Source organism: uncultured Sphaerotilus sp. (genome assembly GCF_963924895.1).
Lineage (GTDB): Bacteria > Pseudomonadota > Gammaproteobacteria > Burkholderiales > Burkholderiaceae_C > Sphaerotilus.
The window spans coordinates 46,509-63,077 of record NZ_CAWURG010000039.1 but is presented as its reverse complement, the minus strand read 5'-3'; the positions used below and the strand labels follow the sequence as shown (position 1 = coordinate 63,077).

Here is a 16,569-nt window from a genome sequence, read left to right as displayed (position 1 = left end):
GTGGGAGTCCTCGGTTGAAACGACGGTCAGAGCGACAGGATGATCTGGTCGAGCTTGCCGGCATCGACCGCGAAGGCGCGGATGCCTTCGGCGAGCTTCTCGGTGGCCATCGCGTCCTCGTTGAGGGCGTAACGGAACGAGGCTTCGTTGTACGACACGGCGTGGACCGGCGCATCCTGGGCCGCGGCCGGGTCCAGCGCACGCACGATCGGCGCCTCGCTGGCCTGCAGTTGCGCCAGCAGGTCCGGGCTGATCGTCAGCAGGTCGCAGCCCGCCAGCGCGGTGATCTGGCCGACGTTGCGGAAGCTGGCGCCCATCACCTCGGTCGGGACACCGAACTTCTTGTAGTAGGTGTAGATCTGGGCCACCGACTGCACGCCCGGATCGTTGGCACCGGCCATCACGGCCTCGTCCCACTTGGCGCCGGCCGACTTCTTGTGCCAGTCGTAGATCCGGCCGACGAAGGGCGAGATCAGTTGCACGCCGGCCTCGCCGCAGGCCACTGCCTGGCAGAACGCGAACAGCAGCGTCAAGTTGCAGTGGATGCCCTCGCGCTCCAGGATGCGCGCGGCCTGGATGCCTTCCCAGGTCGAGGCGATCTTGATGAGCACGCGGTCACGGCCAATGCCGGCGGCTTCGTAGAGACCGATGATGCGGTGTGCGCGCGCCACATTGGCGGCGGTGTCGAAGCTCAGGCGGGCATCGACTTCGGTCGACACGCGGCCCGGCACCACCTTCAGGATCTCCAACCCGAAGCGCACCAGCACCCGATCGACCACCTCGTCGAGCGGCAAGCCACGGTGCGCGGCGACCGTCTCGGCCAGCAGCGGCGCGTAGTCGGGCTGCTGCACGGCCTTCAGGATGAGCGAGGGATTGGTCGTTGCGTCCTGCGGCGCGAACTGCGCGAGCTGCTTGAAGTTGCCCGTGTCGGCGACGACGGTGGTGAATTGCTTGAGTTGGTCGAGCTGGTGCATGGCGTTGCTTCGTTTCGAGTGGGATCGAGCCGGTTCGCGGCGATCCGCAATTAGAACCCGAGACCGCGCACCGTCGCGGACAAGGCGGTTACGAGGCCGTGCAGCGCCGCACGATTGACCTTCCAAAGAAACTGGTGCATCATCTTTTGTGAAACTGGGTTACACGACCTGGACCAACCTCTTTCTCTTTTCGAGGCCCTGCATGTCCTTCGATCTCGTCTTCTTCGGTGGCACCGGCGACCTGACGTGGCGCAAACTGATGCCCGCGCTGTTCCAGGCCTTCCGCCACGGCAAGCTGCCGGCGGGGGGACGCATCCTCGCCGTGGCCCGCGACGAACGCAGCGACGACGAGTACCGCGCCTTCATCAAGGAGCGGTTCAGCGAGGTCGAAAGCTCCAAGCGCCCGACGGACGACGAGTTCGCCCGCTTCGCCGAGTTGCTGCACTACCGGCGCATGGACCTGTCGCACCCGGAGGACTACAACGGACTGAAGCAGTGGATCGACGCGCGCGGCGCCGACACGGTCGTGCTCTACCTGGCGACCAGTCCGCACCTGTTCCCGGTGATCTGCGAACAGCTCGGCGTCGCGGGTCTGAACGCACCGCACATCCGCGTCGTGCTGGAAAAGCCGCTGGGCCACGACCTGAAGAGCGCGCAGGAGATCAACCGTGTCGTGCGCTCGGTCTTCGCCGAGCAGCAGGCCTTCCGCATCGACCACTACCTGGGCAAGCCGAGCGTGCAGAACCTGATGGCGCTGCGCTTCGGCAACGCGCTGTTCGAGCCGCTGTGGCGCCGCGAGAGCATCGCCAACATCCAGATCACGCTGGCGGAATCGCTGGGCGTGGGCACGCGCGGCGACTTCTACGACCGCACCGGCGCCCTGCGCGACATGGTCCAGAACCACGCGCTGCAACTGCTGACGATGATCGCGATGGAGCCGCCCTCGACCAGCGACGCCGACGCGATCCGCGACGAGAAGCTCAAGGTGCTGAAGTCGCTCAAGCCCTTCACGCCGGAGTCGGTGGCGCGTGACGTGATCCGCGGCCAGTACCGCGCCGGCAATGCCGGTGGCCAGGCGGTGCCGGGTTACCAGCAGGAGGTCAAGGTGCCCGAGGGCAGCCACTGCGAAACCTTTGTCGCGCTGCGCACCGAGGTGCAGAACTGGCGCTGGGCGGGTGTGCCCTTCTACCTGCGCACCGGCAAGCGCCTGGCGGCGCGGGACTCGCAGATCGTCGTGAACTTCCGGCAGGTGCCGCACCCGATCTTTCCGGGCTCGCAGCGGGCCAACAAGCTGGTGATCAAGCTGCAGCCGGAAGACGGGCTGGAGCTGCACCTGCTGGCGGCCAAGGGCAGCGGCACGAGCGATTCGCTGGCGCCGGTGTCGCTGGACCTGGACTTCGACAAGGCCTTCGCCGCCGAACGGGTGGGTGCCTACGAGCGCCTGCTGCTGGACGCGATCGCCGGCCGGCTGAACCTGTTCGTGCGCAGCGACGAGCAGGAACAGGCCTGGCGCTGGGTGGAGCCGGTGCTGGACGCCTGGTCGCGCGAAAGCAGCGGCGGCGGCGAAGGCCCGCGCGGCTACGCCGCAGGCAGCTGGGGACCGGCGGCGGCCAGTGCCCTGGTGGCCCGGGACGGCAACACCTGGAGTGAGGAACAGTGAAGTGAACACCATGTCATCCTCGTCATCGTCCCTGCCCCCGATGCTGGACCGCATCCGCGCCTCGCTGCCAGCCCTGTCGCCGGCCGAACAGCGCGTCGGCAAACTCGTGCTGGCGGATGCGCGCAGCTTCGCCAGCCTGCCGGTGGCCGAGCTGGCCGAGCGCTCGCACGTCAGCAAGCCGACGGTGGTGCGCTTCTGTCGCAGCATCGGCTATGACGGGCTGGCCGACTTCAAGCTGAAGCTGGCCGGCACCGTCAACGAGGGCGTGCCCTTCGTGCACCGCTCGGTCGACGAGGATGACAAGCCGGCCGATCTGGTCGTCAAGGTGATCGACAACGCGGTCAGCGCCCTGCTGAAGTACCGCAATGACGCCACCGCCCACGCCTTCGACCGCGCCATCGAGGCGCTGACCGAAGCCGCGCGCAAGAAGCGCCGCATCGAGTTCTACGGCGTCGGGAACTCCGGCATCGTGGCGCACGATGCGGAGCACAAGTTCTTCCGTCTGGGCGTGAACGCGGTCGCCTACAACGACGCCCACGTGCAGGTGATGGCCGCGACGATGGTCGGGCCGGGTGACTGCGTGGTGGTGATCTCGAATTCGGGCCGCAGCCGCGACCTGCTGGATGCACTGGAGATCGCGCGCCGCAAGGGGGCGACCACGATCGTCATCACCGCGAGTGGCTCGCCACTGGCGCACCAGGCGCAGATCCTGCTGAGCGTGGACCACCCGGAGGACTACGACCGCTACAGCCCGATGGTCAGCCGGCTGCTGCACCTGACGGTGATCGACATCCTGACGACGGGCGTGGCGCTCAAGCTCGGCCCGGATCTGCGGCCGATGTTGCAGGAGATCAAGAAGAACCTGCGCGCCAAGCGTTACGCGGCGCCCTGATTCCCGTCCGCTTGTCGACCGGACGAGACAAGGTCGGCCACGCCATAGACGCGGGCCAGTTCGTCCAGCCGCTGCGGCAGCCCGCCGATGTGCAGCGAGCGACCGCCGGCCGCTGCCTGGCGGTGCATGTCGATCAGCACCGCCAGCGCGCTCGAATCGAACTGCTGCAAGCCGCTCGCGTCAACCTCCACCACCGCACCGGCCGGCTGGCCCGCGAGGACCGAGGACAGCTCCCGGACCGCGGCGCTGGCCTCCCGGACGGTGATGCGGGCGGGCAGTTGCATGGCAGACACGGCAGTTCCCTGGCTCAGTTCTTGGCCGATGCAGCGGCCTTGTTCTTCTCGGCGAGCTTGGTGATCAGCCCGTCGATGCCCGACGCGGAGATCTCCTGCGCGAAGCTGGCGCGGTAGGTCTCGACCAGCCAGACCCCCAGCACGTTCACGTCGTAGATCTTCCAGCTGTCGCCGGCTTTTTCCAGGCGGTAGTCGAGCTGGATCGGATCGGCCTTGCCCTTGATTTCGGAACGCACCAGCACCTCGGTGTCCTCCGGGCGGGAACGCAGCGGCTTGAGTTGCACCGACTGGTCCTTCACCTGCATCAGCGCGCCGGCATAGGTGCGCACCAGCAGGGTCTTGAACTCATCCTGCAGACGGGTCTGCTGCTCGGGGGTGGCCTGGCGCCAGTAGCGACCCACCGCCGACGAGGTCATGCGCAGGAAGTTGACGTTGGGCAGGATCTTGGCATCCACCAGCGCCATGATCTTCTTGGTGTCCCCTGCCTGGATGGCATTGTCGGATTTGACGGTTTCGATCACCTCGCCCGAGATCTGCTTGATCCAGGCGTCAGGTGCGGTCTGGGCTTGGGCGACGGCGGTGACCAGCACCAGTGCGGCAGTGGCGATCAGCGAGGTCCAGCGGCGGTTCAACATGGAGTTCCTTTCAACGACCACCCGAAGTCGGGCAGCCGGTCTTCAACGTTCCGGGGACCTGCCCGGTTGTCACGGGGCTTTGGACGCCGGCGCGGAGGCGGCCGGTTCCGCGGGTGCGGGTGCGGCAGATGTGCCCATCGGATCAGCGTCTTCTTCATCCGGCGGGTTGCCATCGTAGACGAGGCTGCGGCGACGCTGCAGATACGCATTGCGCACGAAGGCGTATTTGTCCAGGGCGATCTCGTCGATCAGTTTGGTGGCCGACAACAGCCCCGCCCGGGTGCTGACCAGGCGCAGGCCCGTCATCGTGTTGCGGGTCAGCGAGACGGACACCAGGGCTTCGGGGGACGCTTTCAGGTCCACCGGCAGCCCGATCGAGTCGCGCACCGTGGACGGGCCGAGGATCGGCCAGACGATGTAGGCACCCGTGGGCACGCCCCAGCGCCCGAGCGTCTGGCCGAAGTCTTCGCCGTGGCGCTCGAAGCCGAGTTCCGTGGCGACGTCCATCACGCCGCCAAAGCCGAAGACCGTGTTGGTGCCGAAGCGCATCACGTCGTTGAAGCCATCCGCGATCCGCCCCTGCAGGAACAGGTTCACTGCCGACCAGGCGTCCCGGACGTTGCCGAAGAAATTCGACACCACCAGCTGCACCGGCGACGGCAGCACCGCCTCGTAGACCTGCGCAGCCGGCTTGAGCACCGCCTTGTCGACCGCCTCGTTGAAGGCGAACACCTTGCGGTTCATCGGCTCCAGCGGATCCGGACGCTGCGCCGTGGCGCACCCCGCCAGCAACACCACGCTGCACAGCAGCGCCGACGTCGCGCGCCTCATGGTTTGCCAGCCGGTGCGTTGCTCGCATCGGCTGCCTTGTTGAACAGGAACTGGCTGATCAGCGTCTCCAGCACCACCGCCGACTGCGTCTGCGTGATCACGTCGCCGGCCAGCAGCGTCTTGTCGGACGCGCCGGGCTCGATGCCCAGGTACTGCTCGCCGAGCAGGCCTGCGGTGAGGATCTTGACCGAGCTGTCCTTGGGAAAGGCAAAGCGCTGCTCCATTTCCATCTCGACGGTCGCCTGGAAGGACTTGTCGTCGAAGCTGATGCGCGTGATCCGGCCCACCACGACACCGGCGCTCTTGACTGCCGCACGGGCCTTCAGACCCCCGATGTTGTCAAAGCGCGCGGACACCCGGTACACCGGCTCGAACGACAGACTCAGCAGGTTGCCGGCCTTGAGCGCCAGGAACAGCAGTGCCGCTGCGCCGATCACCACGAACAGGCCCACCCAGAGGTCATGACGGGATTTCTGCATGTTGTTTTCCTCTGCTACGAATTCGGATTCAGACGGGGAACTTCAGATCGAGAACATCAGCGCGGTGAGCGCGAAGTCCAGCCCCAGCACGGCCAGCGAGGACATCACCACCGTGCGGGTCGTCGCACGCGCCACGCCCTCGGGGGTCGGCTTGCAGAAGTAACCCTGCAACAGCGCCACGAAGGTCACCGTCAGACCGAACACCATGCTCTTGATGACGCCGTTGCCGACGTCCTGGAACACGTCGACACCGCTCTGCATCTGCGACCAGAACGCCCCGGAATCGACCCCGATCAGCATCACGCCGACCAGCCAGCCGCCGATGATGCCCACGGCGCTGAACACCGCCGCCAGCAGCGGCATGGCGATCAGGCCACCCAGGAAGCGCGGCGCGAGCACCCGCAGCACGGGATCGACGGCCATCATCTCCATCGCGGCCAACTGCTCGCCCGACTTCATCAGGCCGATCTCGGCCGTGAGCGCGGTGCCGGCCCGGCCGGCAAAGAGCAGCGCGGTCACCACCGGACCAAGCTCCCGCACCAGCGACAGCGCCACCAGCAGGCCGAGCGCCTCGGAAGAACCGTAGCGCTGCAGCGTGTAATAGCCCTGCAGCCCGAGCACGAAGCCGACGAACAGCCCGGACACCGAGATGATGGCCAGCGAGTAATTGCCCAGAAAGAAGATCTGGTCGGCCACCAGCCGGAACCGTGCCAGCGTGGCCGGCATCAGCGCCACCAGGCGCCCCATCAGGCGCGTGGCCTCGCCGATGTCGGTCAGGCTGCCGCGCACCGATTGCCCGATCGCTGTCAGCATGTCCGCGATACCGCTCATCGTGCACCTCCACGCAAACCGAAGTCCTCACCGACCGAGGTGGCGGGATAGTGGAAGCGCACCGGGCCGTCCGGCGCGGCATCGACGAACTGCCGCACCAGCGGATCGTCGGTCTTGCGCAACTCGTCGGGTGTGCCCTGCGCGGCGATCCCACCATTGGCGATGAACACCACATGGTCAGCGATCGAGAAGGTCTCGTCCACATCGTGCGACACGACGATGCTGGTCACGCCCAGGGCATCGTTCAACTCGCGGATCAGGCGGGCCGCGACGCCCATCGAGATCGGGTCGAGCCCGGCGAAGGGTTCGTCGTACATGATCAGGTCCGGGTCCAGCGCGATCGCCCGGGCCAGCGCTACACGCCGACTCATGCCGCCGGAGATCTGGCTCGGCAGCAGGTCACGCGCACCGCGCAGGCCGACCGCATTGAGCTTCATCAGCACCAGATCGCGCACCATGGTCTCGGTCAGGTCGGTGTGCTCGCGCAGCGGGAACGCCACGTTGTCGAACACCGACAGGTCGGTGAACAGGGCGCCGAACTGGAACAGCATGCCCATGCGCCGGCGCATCGCCATCAGACCAGCGCGGTCGAGTCCGGCGACATCCGTGCCATCGAACAGCACCTGCCCCGACATCACGCCCAGCTGCCGGCCGATCAGGCGCAGCACCGTCGTCTTGCCGCCGCCCGACGTGCCCATGAACGCCACGACCGACCCTCTCGGCACCGTCAGGTTCACATCCTTCAGGATGATGCGCTCACCATAGCCGCAGGTCACGCCACGCAACTCGACAAGCGGCGAAGGAGCGGTGACAGCAGAGGATGCGAGGTTCGATGCAGGTGGCACGGGCGAGGGCGCGAGCGGTGGATGCAACCCGCGGGAGACCGCGGTGCTGTCAGCGATGATAGGGGAAAGCACGGGGATCGGTTTGAAGAACAGCGGATCAAGCCGGACTGCGTAAAAACGACAAAGCCGCCCGGAGGCGGCCTAGCGTGGGGCAACCCGCGTCAGGTCAGGTCGAGAAGCTCGATCCGCAACCGCAGGTCGTGGTGGCGTTGGGGTTCTGGATGACGAACTGCGAGCCCTGCAGATCTTCCTTGTAGTCGATCTTGGCGCCCGTCAGGTACTGCAGGCTCATCGCGTCGATCAGCAGCGTCACACCGTTCTTGTGCATCTCGGTGTCGTCGTCGTTCACGATCTCGTCGAACGTGAAGCCGTACTGGAAGCCGGAGCAGCCACCACCCTGCACGAACACGCGCAGCTTGAGTTCAGGATTGCCCTCTTCAGCGACCAGATCAGCCACCTTGGCAGCAGCGCTGTCGGTGAAGATGATCGGGGCGGGCATGTCGAATTCAGGGGTATCGATGATTTCGGCGACGGCGCTCATGGGCGACTCCGGTTAGCGTTCTTACAGAAGATCAATTACTTGTCATTGCCCGTGGCCAGCAGCTTCAGAGAAGGCTTGTCCTCGAGGGTGGCCGATCCGGTGCTCCTGCCAGCGCCCCCGGAGGAGATGCGGTGCAAAGCGCCTTCGATGGTAGCACCCTGGTGCATTTCGAGTGCCTCGTAGACAACATCACCCTGGATGTGCGCCTTGGGTTGCAATTCCAGCAGATGGTTCGACTCGACCGGGCCGATGACGGTTCCGTTGATGATGACATGACCCGCCTTGACCGTGCCGGTGACCTTGGCTTTCTCGCTGATCACGAGGATGCTGGTGTCATTGGCGCTGGCGACCACATCGCCCTGGATCTCGCCGTCAATGCGCAGGCCATCGCTGAAACGCAAGGTGCCCTGGATCACAGTACCTTCACCGATCAGGCTGCGGATGGCGGGCTGTTTCTTGGAGCCGAACATGGGTGGTTGTCCTGAATGAAATGGGGGTGCCGCAGGGGCGGAACTCGAGCGGGCCGAAGACGACAAGGCTCACATGCGCGCGACTTCGGACGCCTGCAGTTTCCCCGCAGCGTCCAGAACCTTGATTTCCAATTGTTTTACCACGACGCCGGCCGGCAAGTCGACCACACCTTCCAGACGTTGGTACTGCTTCATTTCAATGGACTGCCCGGGCTTGCTCACGGTCTGTGCCCAGGGCCGCCCTTCCTGGGACCCGGTGATCACCAGATCGTAGCGACCCTTGATCTCGCCGGACCGACCGACCGCCTGCATCAGCAGCGCCTGGTATCGCAGGCGTCCGGGGCCATCCAGCGTGGCCTGCAGACCGCGCACGGCCAGCGGTTTGCCATCGTCGCGGGCGGGCATCAGTTTCTCGAAGAAGCCGAGATCCCGTGTCATCGCGAGGTTTTCGGCCTCCAGCGATTTCACCCGTGCCGCGAGACTCTCCTGGGTGGCCTGCGCGGCCTTGAGCAGGCTGTCGGCGGTGTTGGCCACGGACACCGCCCGGTCGTGCTCGTCGCGCAGGCGGGAGATCTCTTCGCGCAGGCTCACCAGTTCGGTCCGGGCATCGTGGTCCAGCCCGGTGATTTCCTTGCCGAACTCGAAGGCCCACAGCGCCAGCGCCGCCGAGCCCCCCATCACCACGGCCAGCAGCAGCCAGCGCAACGGCCACGGCGTCCGGCTGCGTACCGTGACCCGTGGGGCACTCACCGACCAGCGTCGGCGCAGAAGTTTCCATCGCATAGCTTGAGCAGCCTCGATACGAGCCGACGCATCCTTTGTGGAAAGTGACACACTTTCCGCACGATACACCAACAAAAAGGGCCACCCTGAGGTGGCCCTTGTTCGCGGGACGCCGTCGCGTCCTTTGAATCGCCGAGATCGGAAATTCGATCAGCGCTTGCTGAACTGCTTCCTGCGACGGGCGCCGTGCAGACCGACCTTCTTCCGCTCGACTTCACGCGCATCGCGCGTCACGAAGCCGGCGTGGCTCAGTTCGGGCTTGAGCGTCGCGTCATAGTCGATCAGGGCGCGGGTCACACCGTGACGCACCGCACCGGCTTGACCGGACTCGCCGCCGCCATGCACGTTGACCTTGATGTCGAAGGTTTCGACATTGTTGGTCAGGAACAGCGGTTGCTTGACGATCATGATCGAGGTCTGGCGGCCGAAGTACTCTTCGACCGACTTGCCGTTGACCGTGATCAGGCCGGAGCCCTTCTTGATGAAGACACGTGCGACCGACGACTTGCGACGGCCCGTGCCATAGTTCCAATCACCAATCATGACGGCTCCTTAGATGTCCAGCGACTTGGGCTGCTGAGCGGCGTGCGGGTGTTCACCACCGGCATAGACCTTCAGCTTCTTGATCATCGCGTAGCCCAGCGGACCCTTCGGGAGCATGCCCTTGACGGCCTTCTCGATGGCGCGGCCGGGGTGCTTGGCCTGCATGTCCTTGAACTTGGTGCCGTAGATACCGCCCGGGTGACCCGAGTGACGGTAGTACACCTTCTGTTCGGCCTTGTTGCCGGTCACACGGATCTTGTCCGCGTTGACGATGACGATGTAGTCACCGGTATCCACGTGAGGCGTGTAGATTGCCTTGTGCTTGCCGCGCAGGCGGAGGGCGACTTCGCTGGCCACCCGTCCGAGAATCTTGTCTGTCGCGTCAATCACAAACCAGTCATGCACGACTTCAGCCGGCTTGGCGCTGAAAGTCTTCATGGCAAATCTCTTTGCAGTTCGGTTTGCTGGCTGCTGTCGAAGCCTTCGGCGCTGCTTGTGAGTGCAGCCTCTCGGGTCTTCGTGGATGTTGACCATCCCTTTGTCCGCGCAGCCGTGGGCGGAAAAGCCCACGACTGTAGCACAACAGAGCCGTTCAGGCCCGCGATCAGTTGCCGCTCGGCACCTTGCCTTCGACGCCCTTGACGTAGAAGTTGATGCCCGACATGAACTTGTCGTCGGCGACCGCGCCCTTCTTCAGGATCTCCTTGCCGTCCTGGCCGACGATCGGGCCCTTCCAGATCACGAAGCTGCCGTCGGTCAGGCCGGCCTTGACCTTGGCCAGCTTGTCCTTGACCTCGGCGGGCACCTTGTCGGAGATGGCCACGATGTCGATCGCGCCTTCCTTGACGCCCCACCACACGCCACCCGTGCTCCAGGTGCCGTCCAGCGTGTCCTTGATGGCCTTCTTGTAGTACGGCGTCCAGTTGATGACCGCCGAGGCGAGGTGCGAATTCGGGCCGAACTTGCTCATGTCCGAGTCCCAGCCGAAGGCGTACTTGCCCTTTTCCTCGGCCTTCTGCAGCACGGCGCTGGAGTCGGTGTTCTGAAACAGCACGTCGGCGCCGCCCGAGATCAGGCTGCCCGCGCCCTCGCCTTCCTTCGGCGGATCGAACCACTTGTTGACCCAGACCACCTTGGTCTTGATCTTCGGGTTCACGCTCTGCGCACCGAGGGTGAAGGAGTTGATGTTGCGGATCACCTCGGGGATGGGGATCGAGCCGACCACGCCCAGCGTGTTCGACTTGGTCATCGAGCCGGCGATGACACCGGCCATGTACGCGCCCTCGTAGGTGCGGCTGTCGTACGTGCGCATGTTCGGCGCCGACTTGTAGCCGGTGGCATGCTCGAACTTGACGTCCGGCGTGTCGGCGGCGACCTTGAGCATCGGCTCCATGTAGCCGAAGGTGGTACCGAAGACCAGCTTGCTGCCCTGGCCGACCAGGTCGCGCATGACACGCTCGGCGTCCGCGGACTCGGGCACGTTCTCGACGAAGGTGGTGGTGATCCTGTCGCCGAACTCGGCCTCGACCGCCTTGCGGGCGCTGTCGTGTGCAAAGGTCCAGCCGGCGTCACCCACCGGGCCGACATAGGCGAAGGCGACCTTGAGCGGATCGGGCTTCTTGGGCGCTTCCGCAGCCGGTGCGGATGCGGGCGCAGCGGCAGGCGCCGCTTCTTCCTTCTTGCCACAGCCGACCAGTGCGGCGGTGGCGGCCAGTGCGGCCCATCCGGATGCCCGGATCAGGGCGCGCTTCGAGAGCTTCGACATGGTTTCTCCTTCGTCAGTCAATCAATGGGTGAACAACGCAACGCAATGGAACAGCGGATTATCGAATCCGCTCAGGAACCCGGGAAGAACGGCTTGCCGATCGACGCCGGCATGTTGGCGCGGATCCACGCGGGGTTCCGCGAGATCAGCACGAGCACCACGATGGTGGCGACATAGGGCAGCGCGGTGAGCAGCTGGCTCGGCAGTTCGACCCCTTCGCCCTGCAGGTGGAACTGCAGCATCGTCACGCCGCCGAACAGGTAGGCGCCCAGCAGCACGCGCACCGGCCGCCAGGTCGCGAAGGTCGTCAGCGCCAGCGCGATCCAGCCCTTGCCGGCCGTCATGCCCTCGACCCACAGCGGCGTGTAGATCACCGAGAGATACGCGCCCGCGACCCCGCACAGCGCCCCGCCCGCCATCACCGCCAGCAGCCGGATGCGCCGCACCGGGTAGCCCAGCGCGTGCGCCGACTCGGGCGACTCGCCGACCGCGCGCAGCACGAGTCCCGCCCGCGAGCGGTAGAGGAACCACACCAGCCCGACCATCAGCGCGATCGTCAGGAAGACCATCGGGTGCTGCTTGAAAAAGGCCGGGCCGATGAAGGGGATGTCGGACAGCACGGGGATGTCGAACTTCGGCCGTTCAGCGAGCTTTTCCTGGGTGTAGCGGATCCCCACGAAGGCCGAGAAACCGGCACCGAACAGGCTCAGCGCGAGGCCGGTGGCGTACTGGTTGGTGTTGAGCCAGATCACCAGTACGCCGAAGGCCGCTGCCATCAAGGCCCCCGCGCCCGCGCCGGCCGCAAAGGCGAGCCAGTCGTTGCCGGTGTGGACCGACGTGGCGAACCCGGCGATGGCCGCGACCAGCATCATCCCCTCGGCGCCCAGGTTGAGCACCCCCGCCCGCTCGTTGATCAGCAGCCCGAGGCCGGCGATGGCCAGCACCGTGCCCGCATTGAGCGAGGCGGCCAGCAGCAAGGCGTATTCGTTCATCCCACTCATGGCTTGGCACTCCCAGTCCCGGTCCAGCGGATGCGGTAGGCGATCAGCGTGTCGCAGGCCAGCAGCGTGAACAGCAGCAGCCCCTGGAACACGCCGGTCAGCGCCTTGGGCAGGCCCAGGCGCGACTGCGCGAGTTCACCGCCGATGTAGAACATGCTCATCAGCACGGCAGAGAAGACGATGCCCACCGGGTGCAGCCGCCCGACGAAGGCGACGATGATGGCCGCGAAGCCGTAGCCGACTGGCACGTACGGCGTGAGCTGCCCGAGCGGACCGGCAGCTTCGAGCGCGCCCGCCAGCCCCGCCATGCCGCCCGACACCAGCAGCGCCGTCCACAGCGCCCCGCGCGACGAGAAGCCCGCGTAGCGCGCCGCCGCCGGCGCCAGTCCACCCACCTGCAGCGCAAAGCCGCGGTAGGTGCGGAACAGGAAGGCCGTGAACGCCGCCACCAGCCCCAGCGCGATCAGCACGCCGATGTTGGCCCGCATTCCGTCGATCAGGCGCGGGATCTTGGTCGGCGCGGCGAAGGTGATGGTCTGCGGGAAGTTGAAGCCCTGCGGGTCTTTCCACGGGCCGTAGACGAAGTAGCTCAGCAGCATCTCCGCCACGTAGACCAGCATCAGGCTGACGAGGATCTCGCTGGCGTTGAAGCGGTCACGCAGCAATGCCGTGATCGCCGCCCAGGCCATGCCGCCCAGCACGCCGGCCGCCAGGATCGCCACCACGATCCACTTCGACGACGACGCATCCGCCTGCAGCGCCACCCAGCCGGCGCCCATCGCCCCCAGGATGAACTGCCCCTCGGCCCCGATGTTCCACAGGTTGGAGCGGAAACACACCGCCAGCCCCAGCGCGATCAGCACCAGCGGCACCGCCTTCACCGCCAGCTCCGACAGCGCCCGCGCGTTCTTCACCGGCTCGACGAAGAAGACCTGCAGACCCTTCACCGGATCCTTGCCCAGCAGGGCGAACAGCGCGATGCCGATCAGCACCGTCAGCACCAGCGCGATCAGCGGCGACGCCAGCGACATCACCCGCGACGGCTGCGGCCGCGCTTCAAGCTTCAACATGGTCACGCTCCCACAATCCCGACATCCAGGCCCCGATGCGCTCGATGGTGGCGTCCTGGGTCGCGATCGACGGCGACACGCGGCCCTGCGCGATGACGACGAGCCGGTCGCAGATCTCGAACAGCTCGTCCAGTTCCTCGCTCACCACCAGCAGCGCGCAGCCCGCGTCGCGCAGCGCCAGCAGCTCGCCGCGGATCTGCGCCGCCGCGCCCACGTCCACGCCCCAGGTCGGCTGGCTGACGACCAGCAGCTTCGGGTTGGCGGCGATCTCGCGGCCGACGAGGTATTTCTGCAGGTTGCCGCCCGACAGCGACTTCGCCGCCGACTCCGGCCCGCCCGCCTTGACGTTGAAGCGCCGGATCAGTTCGGCCGACTGCGCGCGGATCGCCGCCATGTCGAGCCAGCCGGTGCGGCGGTTGACCCCTTCGGTGCGGGTCAGCAGCACGTTGTGCGCGAGCGAGAGCGTCGGCACCGCGCCGCGGCCGAGGCGCTCCTCCGGCACGAAATGCAGGCCCTGCCGCCGCCGCGCCGTGGGCGAGGCCTGCGCGATGTCCTGGCCGAACAGCGTGACCGAGCCGGCCGGGGCACGCCGGTCCTCGCCGGACAGTGCGGCCATGAGTTCCTGCTGCCCGTTGCCGGACACGCCCGCGATGCCGACGATCTCGCCTGCCCGCACCTCGAAGCCGATGCGCTCCAGCGTCGTGCCGAACGGGTCTTCCTTCAGCAGCGCCAGCCCGCGCACCGCCAGCGCGACCTCGCCGAGCTTCGCCGGCCGGTGCTGCAACTGCAGCGGCTCGGCGCCGATCATCAGGCGGGACAGCGAGGCGTTGGTTTCCTTGGTCGGATCGACCTCGCCCGTCACCTTGCCGCCGCGCAGCACGGTGCAGTGGTGGCACAGCGCGCGGATCTCGTCGAGCTTGTGGCTGATGTAGAGGATCGAGCAGCCGTTGGCGGAGAGCTTGCGCAGGGTGACAAACAGCTTTTCGACCGCCTGCGGGGTGAGCACCGAGGTCGGCTCGTCGAGGATCAGCAGCTTCGGGTTCGTCAGCAGCGCACGCACGATCTCGACACGCTGGCGCTCGCCAACGCTCAGCGAATGCACGGGGCGCAGCGGATCGACATCCAGCCCGTACTCGCCCGCCACCGCCCGGATGCGCTCGACCACCTGCGCCAGCGACATCGCCTTGTCGAGGCCGAGCCAGACGTTCTCGGCCGCGGTCAGCGTGTCGAACAGCGAGAAGTGCTGGTAGACCATGCTGATGCCGAGCGCGCGGGCGTGAGCGGGGCTCGCGATCTGCACCGGCTGGCCGTTCCAGCGGATCTCGCCCGCGTCGGGTTTCACCGCGCCGTAGATGATCTTCATCAGCGTGGACTTGCCCGCGCCGTTCTCGCCCAGCACGGCGTGGATCTGCCCAGGCGCCACCGTCAGCGCCACACCATCGTTGGCGCGCACGGCAGGGTACTGCTTGGTGATGCCCAGGAGTTCCAGGCGGGGGGGAGCGGTCATGAACGGACTCCGAATGAAAGTCGTCGCGCAGAGCGTTGCGTGTTGTGGCGCACTGAAGCGGTGCGCATTGTCATGGAAACCGTCACGGTTCAGCCCCTGGACGCCGGAAAATCGCGTGACCCGCGACCCAGGTGGCCGCGAGGTTGCGCTCGTCGCCCAGCGTCATCCAGGCGAACACCCGCTCATGCAGCTTCCGGGCCCGCCCGTCGCGGTGCAACGCGACCGGCCCGTGCGCCCAGTCCCACAGCGCCAGATCGGCGGTGCGGCCGGCGTCGAGCGAACCGATCTCGTGGTCCAGCCCAAGTGCCTGTGCGGCGCCGAGCGTCGCGCCGTGCAACGCCTTCCACGCGGTGAGTTTCACGCCGCGCATCGCCTGCACCTTGTACGCATCCGCCAGCGTGCGCAGCATCGACAGGCTGGTGCCGCCGCCCACGTCGCTGGCCAGCGTGACCCGCGCACCGGCCGCCTCCAGCTCCGGCCACGCGCACAGGCCGCTGCCGAGGAAGAGGTTCGAACTCGGGCAGTGCGCGATCTGGGCGCCAGTGTCGGCGAGCAACTGGCGGTCCGCATCGTCGAGCCAGATGCCGTGGGCGAGCACGGCGCGTTCGTTCAGCAGGCCGGCGCGGTGGTAGACATCGAGGTAGCTGCGCGCCTCGGGGAACAGCTCGGCGACCCAAGCGACCTCGGCGCGGTTCTCGGCCACATGGGTCTGCATGTAGAGGCCGGGCACTTCGCGCATCAGCTGGCCGGCCATCGCGAGCTGCTCGGGCGTGCTGGTCGGGGCAAAGCGCACGGTCATCGCGTAGGACAGCCGCCCGGTGCCGTGCCACTGGTGGATCAGTTCGCGGCTGTCGCGTTCGGCGCCGACCACGTCGTCACGCAGGCCGTCCGGCGCGTGGCGGTCCATCAGCACCTTGCCGGCAATCAGGCGCATCCCGCGGCGGTGCGCGCCGGACAGCAGCGCGTCGGCCGAGGTGCGGTGCACGGTGGGGAAGACGACCGCCGTGGTCGTGCCGTGCGACAGCAGCGCATCGAGAAAGGTCTCGGCGCCCTGCCCCGCGACGACCGGATCAGCGTGGCGCAGCTCGGCCGGGAAGGTGTAGGTGTTCAGCCAGTCGAGCAGCTCGGTGCCGAAGCTGGCGATGACGTCGAGCTGCGGGCTGTGGACGTGGGTGTCGATGAAGCCGGGCAGCAGCAGGCGGCCGCGGTGGTCTTCGGTCTGCCAGTCCGGGCCGGGGGTGAAGACGCCGGCCGGCTCGGCGCCGAGGATCTTGCCGTCCTCGACCAGCAGCCAGTGGTCCGGGCGCCAGCGCACGCCGGGCGCCGCGTCGGGCGCATTCCAGCCTGGGTCGGCGGTGAAATCGAGCAGGTCGGCGCGCAGCGCGAGCTTCACGGGACTCACGGGACTCACGGGACTCACGGGAGGATTCACGGCAGTGGTCATCGCAG

The 16,569-nt window shown here is 66.8% G+C and carries 19 protein-coding genes; 2 read left to right on the top strand and 17 right to left on the bottom strand.

The window, feature by feature from the left end; all coding sequences use genetic code 11:
• Window positions 1-26: 26 nt before the first annotated feature.
• Entirely contained in the window at window positions 27-974 is a 948-nt protein-coding gene (tal, locus tag AABN02_RS14700) for a transaldolase (protein WP_338415674.1), read from the bottom strand.
• Between the two features lie 202 nt (window positions 975-1,176).
• Between tal and zwf the strand changes: the two genes are divergently transcribed.
• Both zwf and AABN02_RS14690 read left to right on the top strand, forming a co-directional pair.
• Window positions 1,177-2,634 (top strand): glucose-6-phosphate dehydrogenase, encoded by a 1,458-nt coding sequence (zwf, locus tag AABN02_RS14695; protein ID WP_338415673.1) that lies wholly within the window; start codon window positions 1,177-1,179, stop codon window positions 2,632-2,634.
• Window positions 2,635-2,674: 40 nt separating this feature from the next.
• The gene (locus AABN02_RS14690) at window positions 2,675-3,526 is read left to right on the top strand and encodes an SIS domain-containing protein (protein ID WP_338415707.1); all 852 of its coding nucleotides are present in this window, start codon (window positions 2,675-2,677) and stop codon (window positions 3,524-3,526) included.
• On the opposite strand, the gene AABN02_RS14685 is transcribed toward AABN02_RS14690, so the two are convergent.
• The 16 genes from AABN02_RS14685 to guaD all read right to left on the bottom strand — a co-directional run bounded on the left by AABN02_RS14685 (window position 3,511) and on the right by guaD (window position 16,564).
• Window positions 3,511-3,810 carry an STAS domain-containing protein gene (locus tag AABN02_RS14685; protein ID WP_338415706.1) on the bottom strand — a complete coding sequence of 100 codons (300 nt, stop codon included), beginning with the start codon at window positions 3,808-3,810 and terminating at the stop codon, window positions 3,511-3,513. The two genes, AABN02_RS14690 and AABN02_RS14685, sit on opposite strands and share 16 nt — an antisense overlap.
• Window positions 3,811-3,833: 23 nt before the next feature.
• Window positions 3,834-4,454, bottom strand: coding sequence for an ABC transporter substrate-binding protein (locus AABN02_RS14680; protein ID WP_338415672.1), 621 nt, complete (start codon window positions 4,452-4,454; stop codon window positions 3,834-3,836).
• Window positions 4,455-4,523: 69 nt separating this feature from the next.
• Window positions 4,524-5,285 (bottom strand): VacJ family lipoprotein, encoded by a 762-nt coding sequence (locus tag AABN02_RS14675; protein ID WP_338415671.1) that lies wholly within the window; start codon window positions 5,283-5,285, stop codon window positions 4,524-4,526.
• On the bottom strand, window positions 5,282-5,764 hold the full coding sequence (gene mlaD, locus AABN02_RS14670; protein WP_338415670.1) for an outer membrane lipid asymmetry maintenance protein MlaD: 483 nt from the start codon (window positions 5,762-5,764) through the stop codon (window positions 5,282-5,284). The genes AABN02_RS14675 and mlaD overlap by 4 nt, the downstream gene beginning before the upstream one ends.
• A 42-nt stretch (window positions 5,765-5,806) precedes the next feature.
• On the bottom strand, window positions 5,807-6,595 hold the full coding sequence (mlaE, locus tag AABN02_RS14665) for a lipid asymmetry maintenance ABC transporter permease subunit MlaE (RefSeq protein ID WP_338415669.1): 789 nt from the start codon (window positions 6,593-6,595) through the stop codon (window positions 5,807-5,809).
• On the bottom strand, window positions 6,592-7,440 hold the full coding sequence (locus tag AABN02_RS14660; RefSeq protein ID WP_338415668.1) for an ABC transporter ATP-binding protein: 849 nt from the start codon (window positions 7,438-7,440) through the stop codon (window positions 6,592-6,594). Before AABN02_RS14660 ends, mlaE begins: the two co-directional genes overlap by 4 nt.
• 166 nt (window positions 7,441-7,606) lie before the next feature.
• Window positions 7,607-7,981, bottom strand: a complete 375-nt coding sequence (erpA, locus tag AABN02_RS14655) for an iron-sulfur cluster insertion protein ErpA (RefSeq protein ID WP_338415667.1) — start codon at window positions 7,979-7,981, stop codon at window positions 7,607-7,609.
• A 35-nt stretch (window positions 7,982-8,016) separates the two neighbouring features.
• Window positions 8,017-8,451: a polymer-forming cytoskeletal protein gene (locus tag AABN02_RS14650; RefSeq protein WP_338415666.1), complete on the bottom strand. Its 435-nt coding sequence runs from the start codon at window positions 8,449-8,451 to the stop codon at window positions 8,017-8,019.
• Between the two features lie 69 nt (window positions 8,452-8,520).
• Window positions 8,521-9,156 carry a DUF6776 family protein gene (locus tag AABN02_RS14645; RefSeq protein ID WP_338415665.1) on the bottom strand — a complete coding sequence of 212 codons (636 nt, stop codon included), beginning with the start codon at window positions 9,154-9,156 and terminating at the stop codon, window positions 8,521-8,523.
• Window positions 9,157-9,384: 228 nt separating this feature from the next.
• Window positions 9,385-9,777: a 30S ribosomal protein S9 gene (gene rpsI, locus AABN02_RS14640; protein WP_179632796.1), complete on the bottom strand. Its 393-nt coding sequence runs from the start codon at window positions 9,775-9,777 to the stop codon at window positions 9,385-9,387.
• 9 nt (window positions 9,778-9,786) lie between these two features.
• A complete protein-coding gene (gene rplM / locus AABN02_RS14635; RefSeq protein WP_338415664.1) occupies window positions 9,787-10,215 on the bottom strand; it encodes a 50S ribosomal protein L13 in 429 nt (142 codons plus the stop codon).
• A gap of 166 nt (window positions 10,216-10,381) precedes the next feature.
• On the bottom strand, window positions 10,382-11,542 hold the full coding sequence (locus AABN02_RS14630; RefSeq protein ID WP_338415663.1) for a BMP family ABC transporter substrate-binding protein: 1,161 nt from the start codon (window positions 11,540-11,542) through the stop codon (window positions 10,382-10,384).
• A gap of 71 nt (window positions 11,543-11,613) precedes the next feature.
• Window positions 11,614-12,534: an ABC transporter permease gene (locus tag AABN02_RS14625; RefSeq protein ID WP_338415662.1), complete on the bottom strand. Its 921-nt coding sequence runs from the start codon at window positions 12,532-12,534 to the stop codon at window positions 11,614-11,616.
• Between the two features lie 5 nt (window positions 12,535-12,539).
• Window positions 12,540-13,613 carry an ABC transporter permease gene (locus AABN02_RS14620; RefSeq protein WP_338415661.1) on the bottom strand — a complete coding sequence of 358 codons (1,074 nt, stop codon included), beginning with the start codon at window positions 13,611-13,613 and terminating at the stop codon, window positions 12,540-12,542.
• Window positions 13,600-15,120, bottom strand: a complete 1,521-nt coding sequence (locus AABN02_RS14615; protein ID WP_338415660.1) for an ABC transporter ATP-binding protein — start codon at window positions 15,118-15,120, stop codon at window positions 13,600-13,602. The genes AABN02_RS14620 and AABN02_RS14615 overlap by 14 nt, the downstream gene beginning before the upstream one ends.
• 82 nt (window positions 15,121-15,202) lie before the next feature.
• Window positions 15,203-16,564 carry a guanine deaminase gene (gene guaD / locus AABN02_RS14610; protein ID WP_338415659.1) on the bottom strand — a complete coding sequence of 454 codons (1,362 nt, stop codon included), beginning with the start codon at window positions 16,562-16,564 and terminating at the stop codon, window positions 15,203-15,205.
• Window positions 16,565-16,569 lie beyond the last annotated feature (5 nt).

What these genes read in the sequence shown, in the direction of transcription:
- tal (WP_338415674.1), bottom strand. Translation starts at nt 974, where the DNA reads ATGCACCAGCTCGACCAACTCAAGCAATTCACCACCGTCGTCGCCGAC.
- zwf (WP_338415673.1), top strand. Translation starts at nt 1,177, where the DNA reads ATGTCCTTCGATCTCGTCTTCTTCGGTGGCACCGGCGACCTGACGTGG.
- AABN02_RS14690 (WP_338415707.1), top strand. Translation starts at nt 2,675, where the DNA reads ATGCTGGACCGCATCCGCGCCTCGCTGCCAGCCCTGTCGCCGGCCGAA.
- AABN02_RS14685 (WP_338415706.1), bottom strand. Translation starts at nt 3,810, where the DNA reads ATGCAACTGCCCGCCCGCATCACCGTCCGGGAGGCCAGCGCCGCGGTC.
- AABN02_RS14680 (WP_338415672.1), bottom strand. Translation starts at nt 4,454, where the DNA reads ATGTTGAACCGCCGCTGGACCTCGCTGATCGCCACTGCCGCACTGGTG.
- AABN02_RS14675 (WP_338415671.1), bottom strand. Translation starts at nt 5,285, where the DNA reads ATGAGGCGCGCGACGTCGGCGCTGCTGTGCAGCGTGGTGTTGCTGGCG.
- mlaD (WP_338415670.1), bottom strand. Translation starts at nt 5,764, where the DNA reads ATGCAGAAATCCCGTCATGACCTCTGGGTGGGCCTGTTCGTGGTGATC.
- mlaE (WP_338415669.1), bottom strand. Translation starts at nt 6,595, where the DNA reads ATGAGCGGTATCGCGGACATGCTGACAGCGATCGGGCAATCGGTGCGC.
- erpA (WP_338415667.1), bottom strand. Translation starts at nt 7,981, where the DNA reads ATGAGCGCCGTCGCCGAAATCATCGATACCCCTGAATTCGACATGCCC.
- AABN02_RS14650 (WP_338415666.1), bottom strand. Translation starts at nt 8,451, where the DNA reads ATGTTCGGCTCCAAGAAACAGCCCGCCATCCGCAGCCTGATCGGTGAA.
- rpsI (WP_179632796.1), bottom strand. Translation starts at nt 9,777, where the DNA reads ATGATTGGTGATTGGAACTATGGCACGGGCCGTCGCAAGTCGTCGGTC.
- rplM (WP_338415664.1), bottom strand. Translation starts at nt 10,215, where the DNA reads ATGAAGACTTTCAGCGCCAAGCCGGCTGAAGTCGTGCATGACTGGTTT.
- AABN02_RS14630 (WP_338415663.1), bottom strand. Translation starts at nt 11,542, where the DNA reads ATGTCGAAGCTCTCGAAGCGCGCCCTGATCCGGGCATCCGGATGGGCC.
- AABN02_RS14625 (WP_338415662.1), bottom strand. Translation starts at nt 12,534, where the DNA reads ATGAACGAATACGCCTTGCTGCTGGCCGCCTCGCTCAATGCGGGCACG.
- AABN02_RS14620 (WP_338415661.1), bottom strand. Translation starts at nt 13,613, where the DNA reads ATGTTGAAGCTTGAAGCGCGGCCGCAGCCGTCGCGGGTGATGTCGCTG.
- AABN02_RS14615 (WP_338415660.1), bottom strand. Translation starts at nt 15,120, where the DNA reads ATGACCGCTCCCCCCCGCCTGGAACTCCTGGGCATCACCAAGCAGTAC.
- guaD (WP_338415659.1), bottom strand. Translation starts at nt 16,564, where the DNA reads ATGACCACTGCCGTGAATCCTCCCGTGAGTCCCGTGAGTCCCGTGAGT.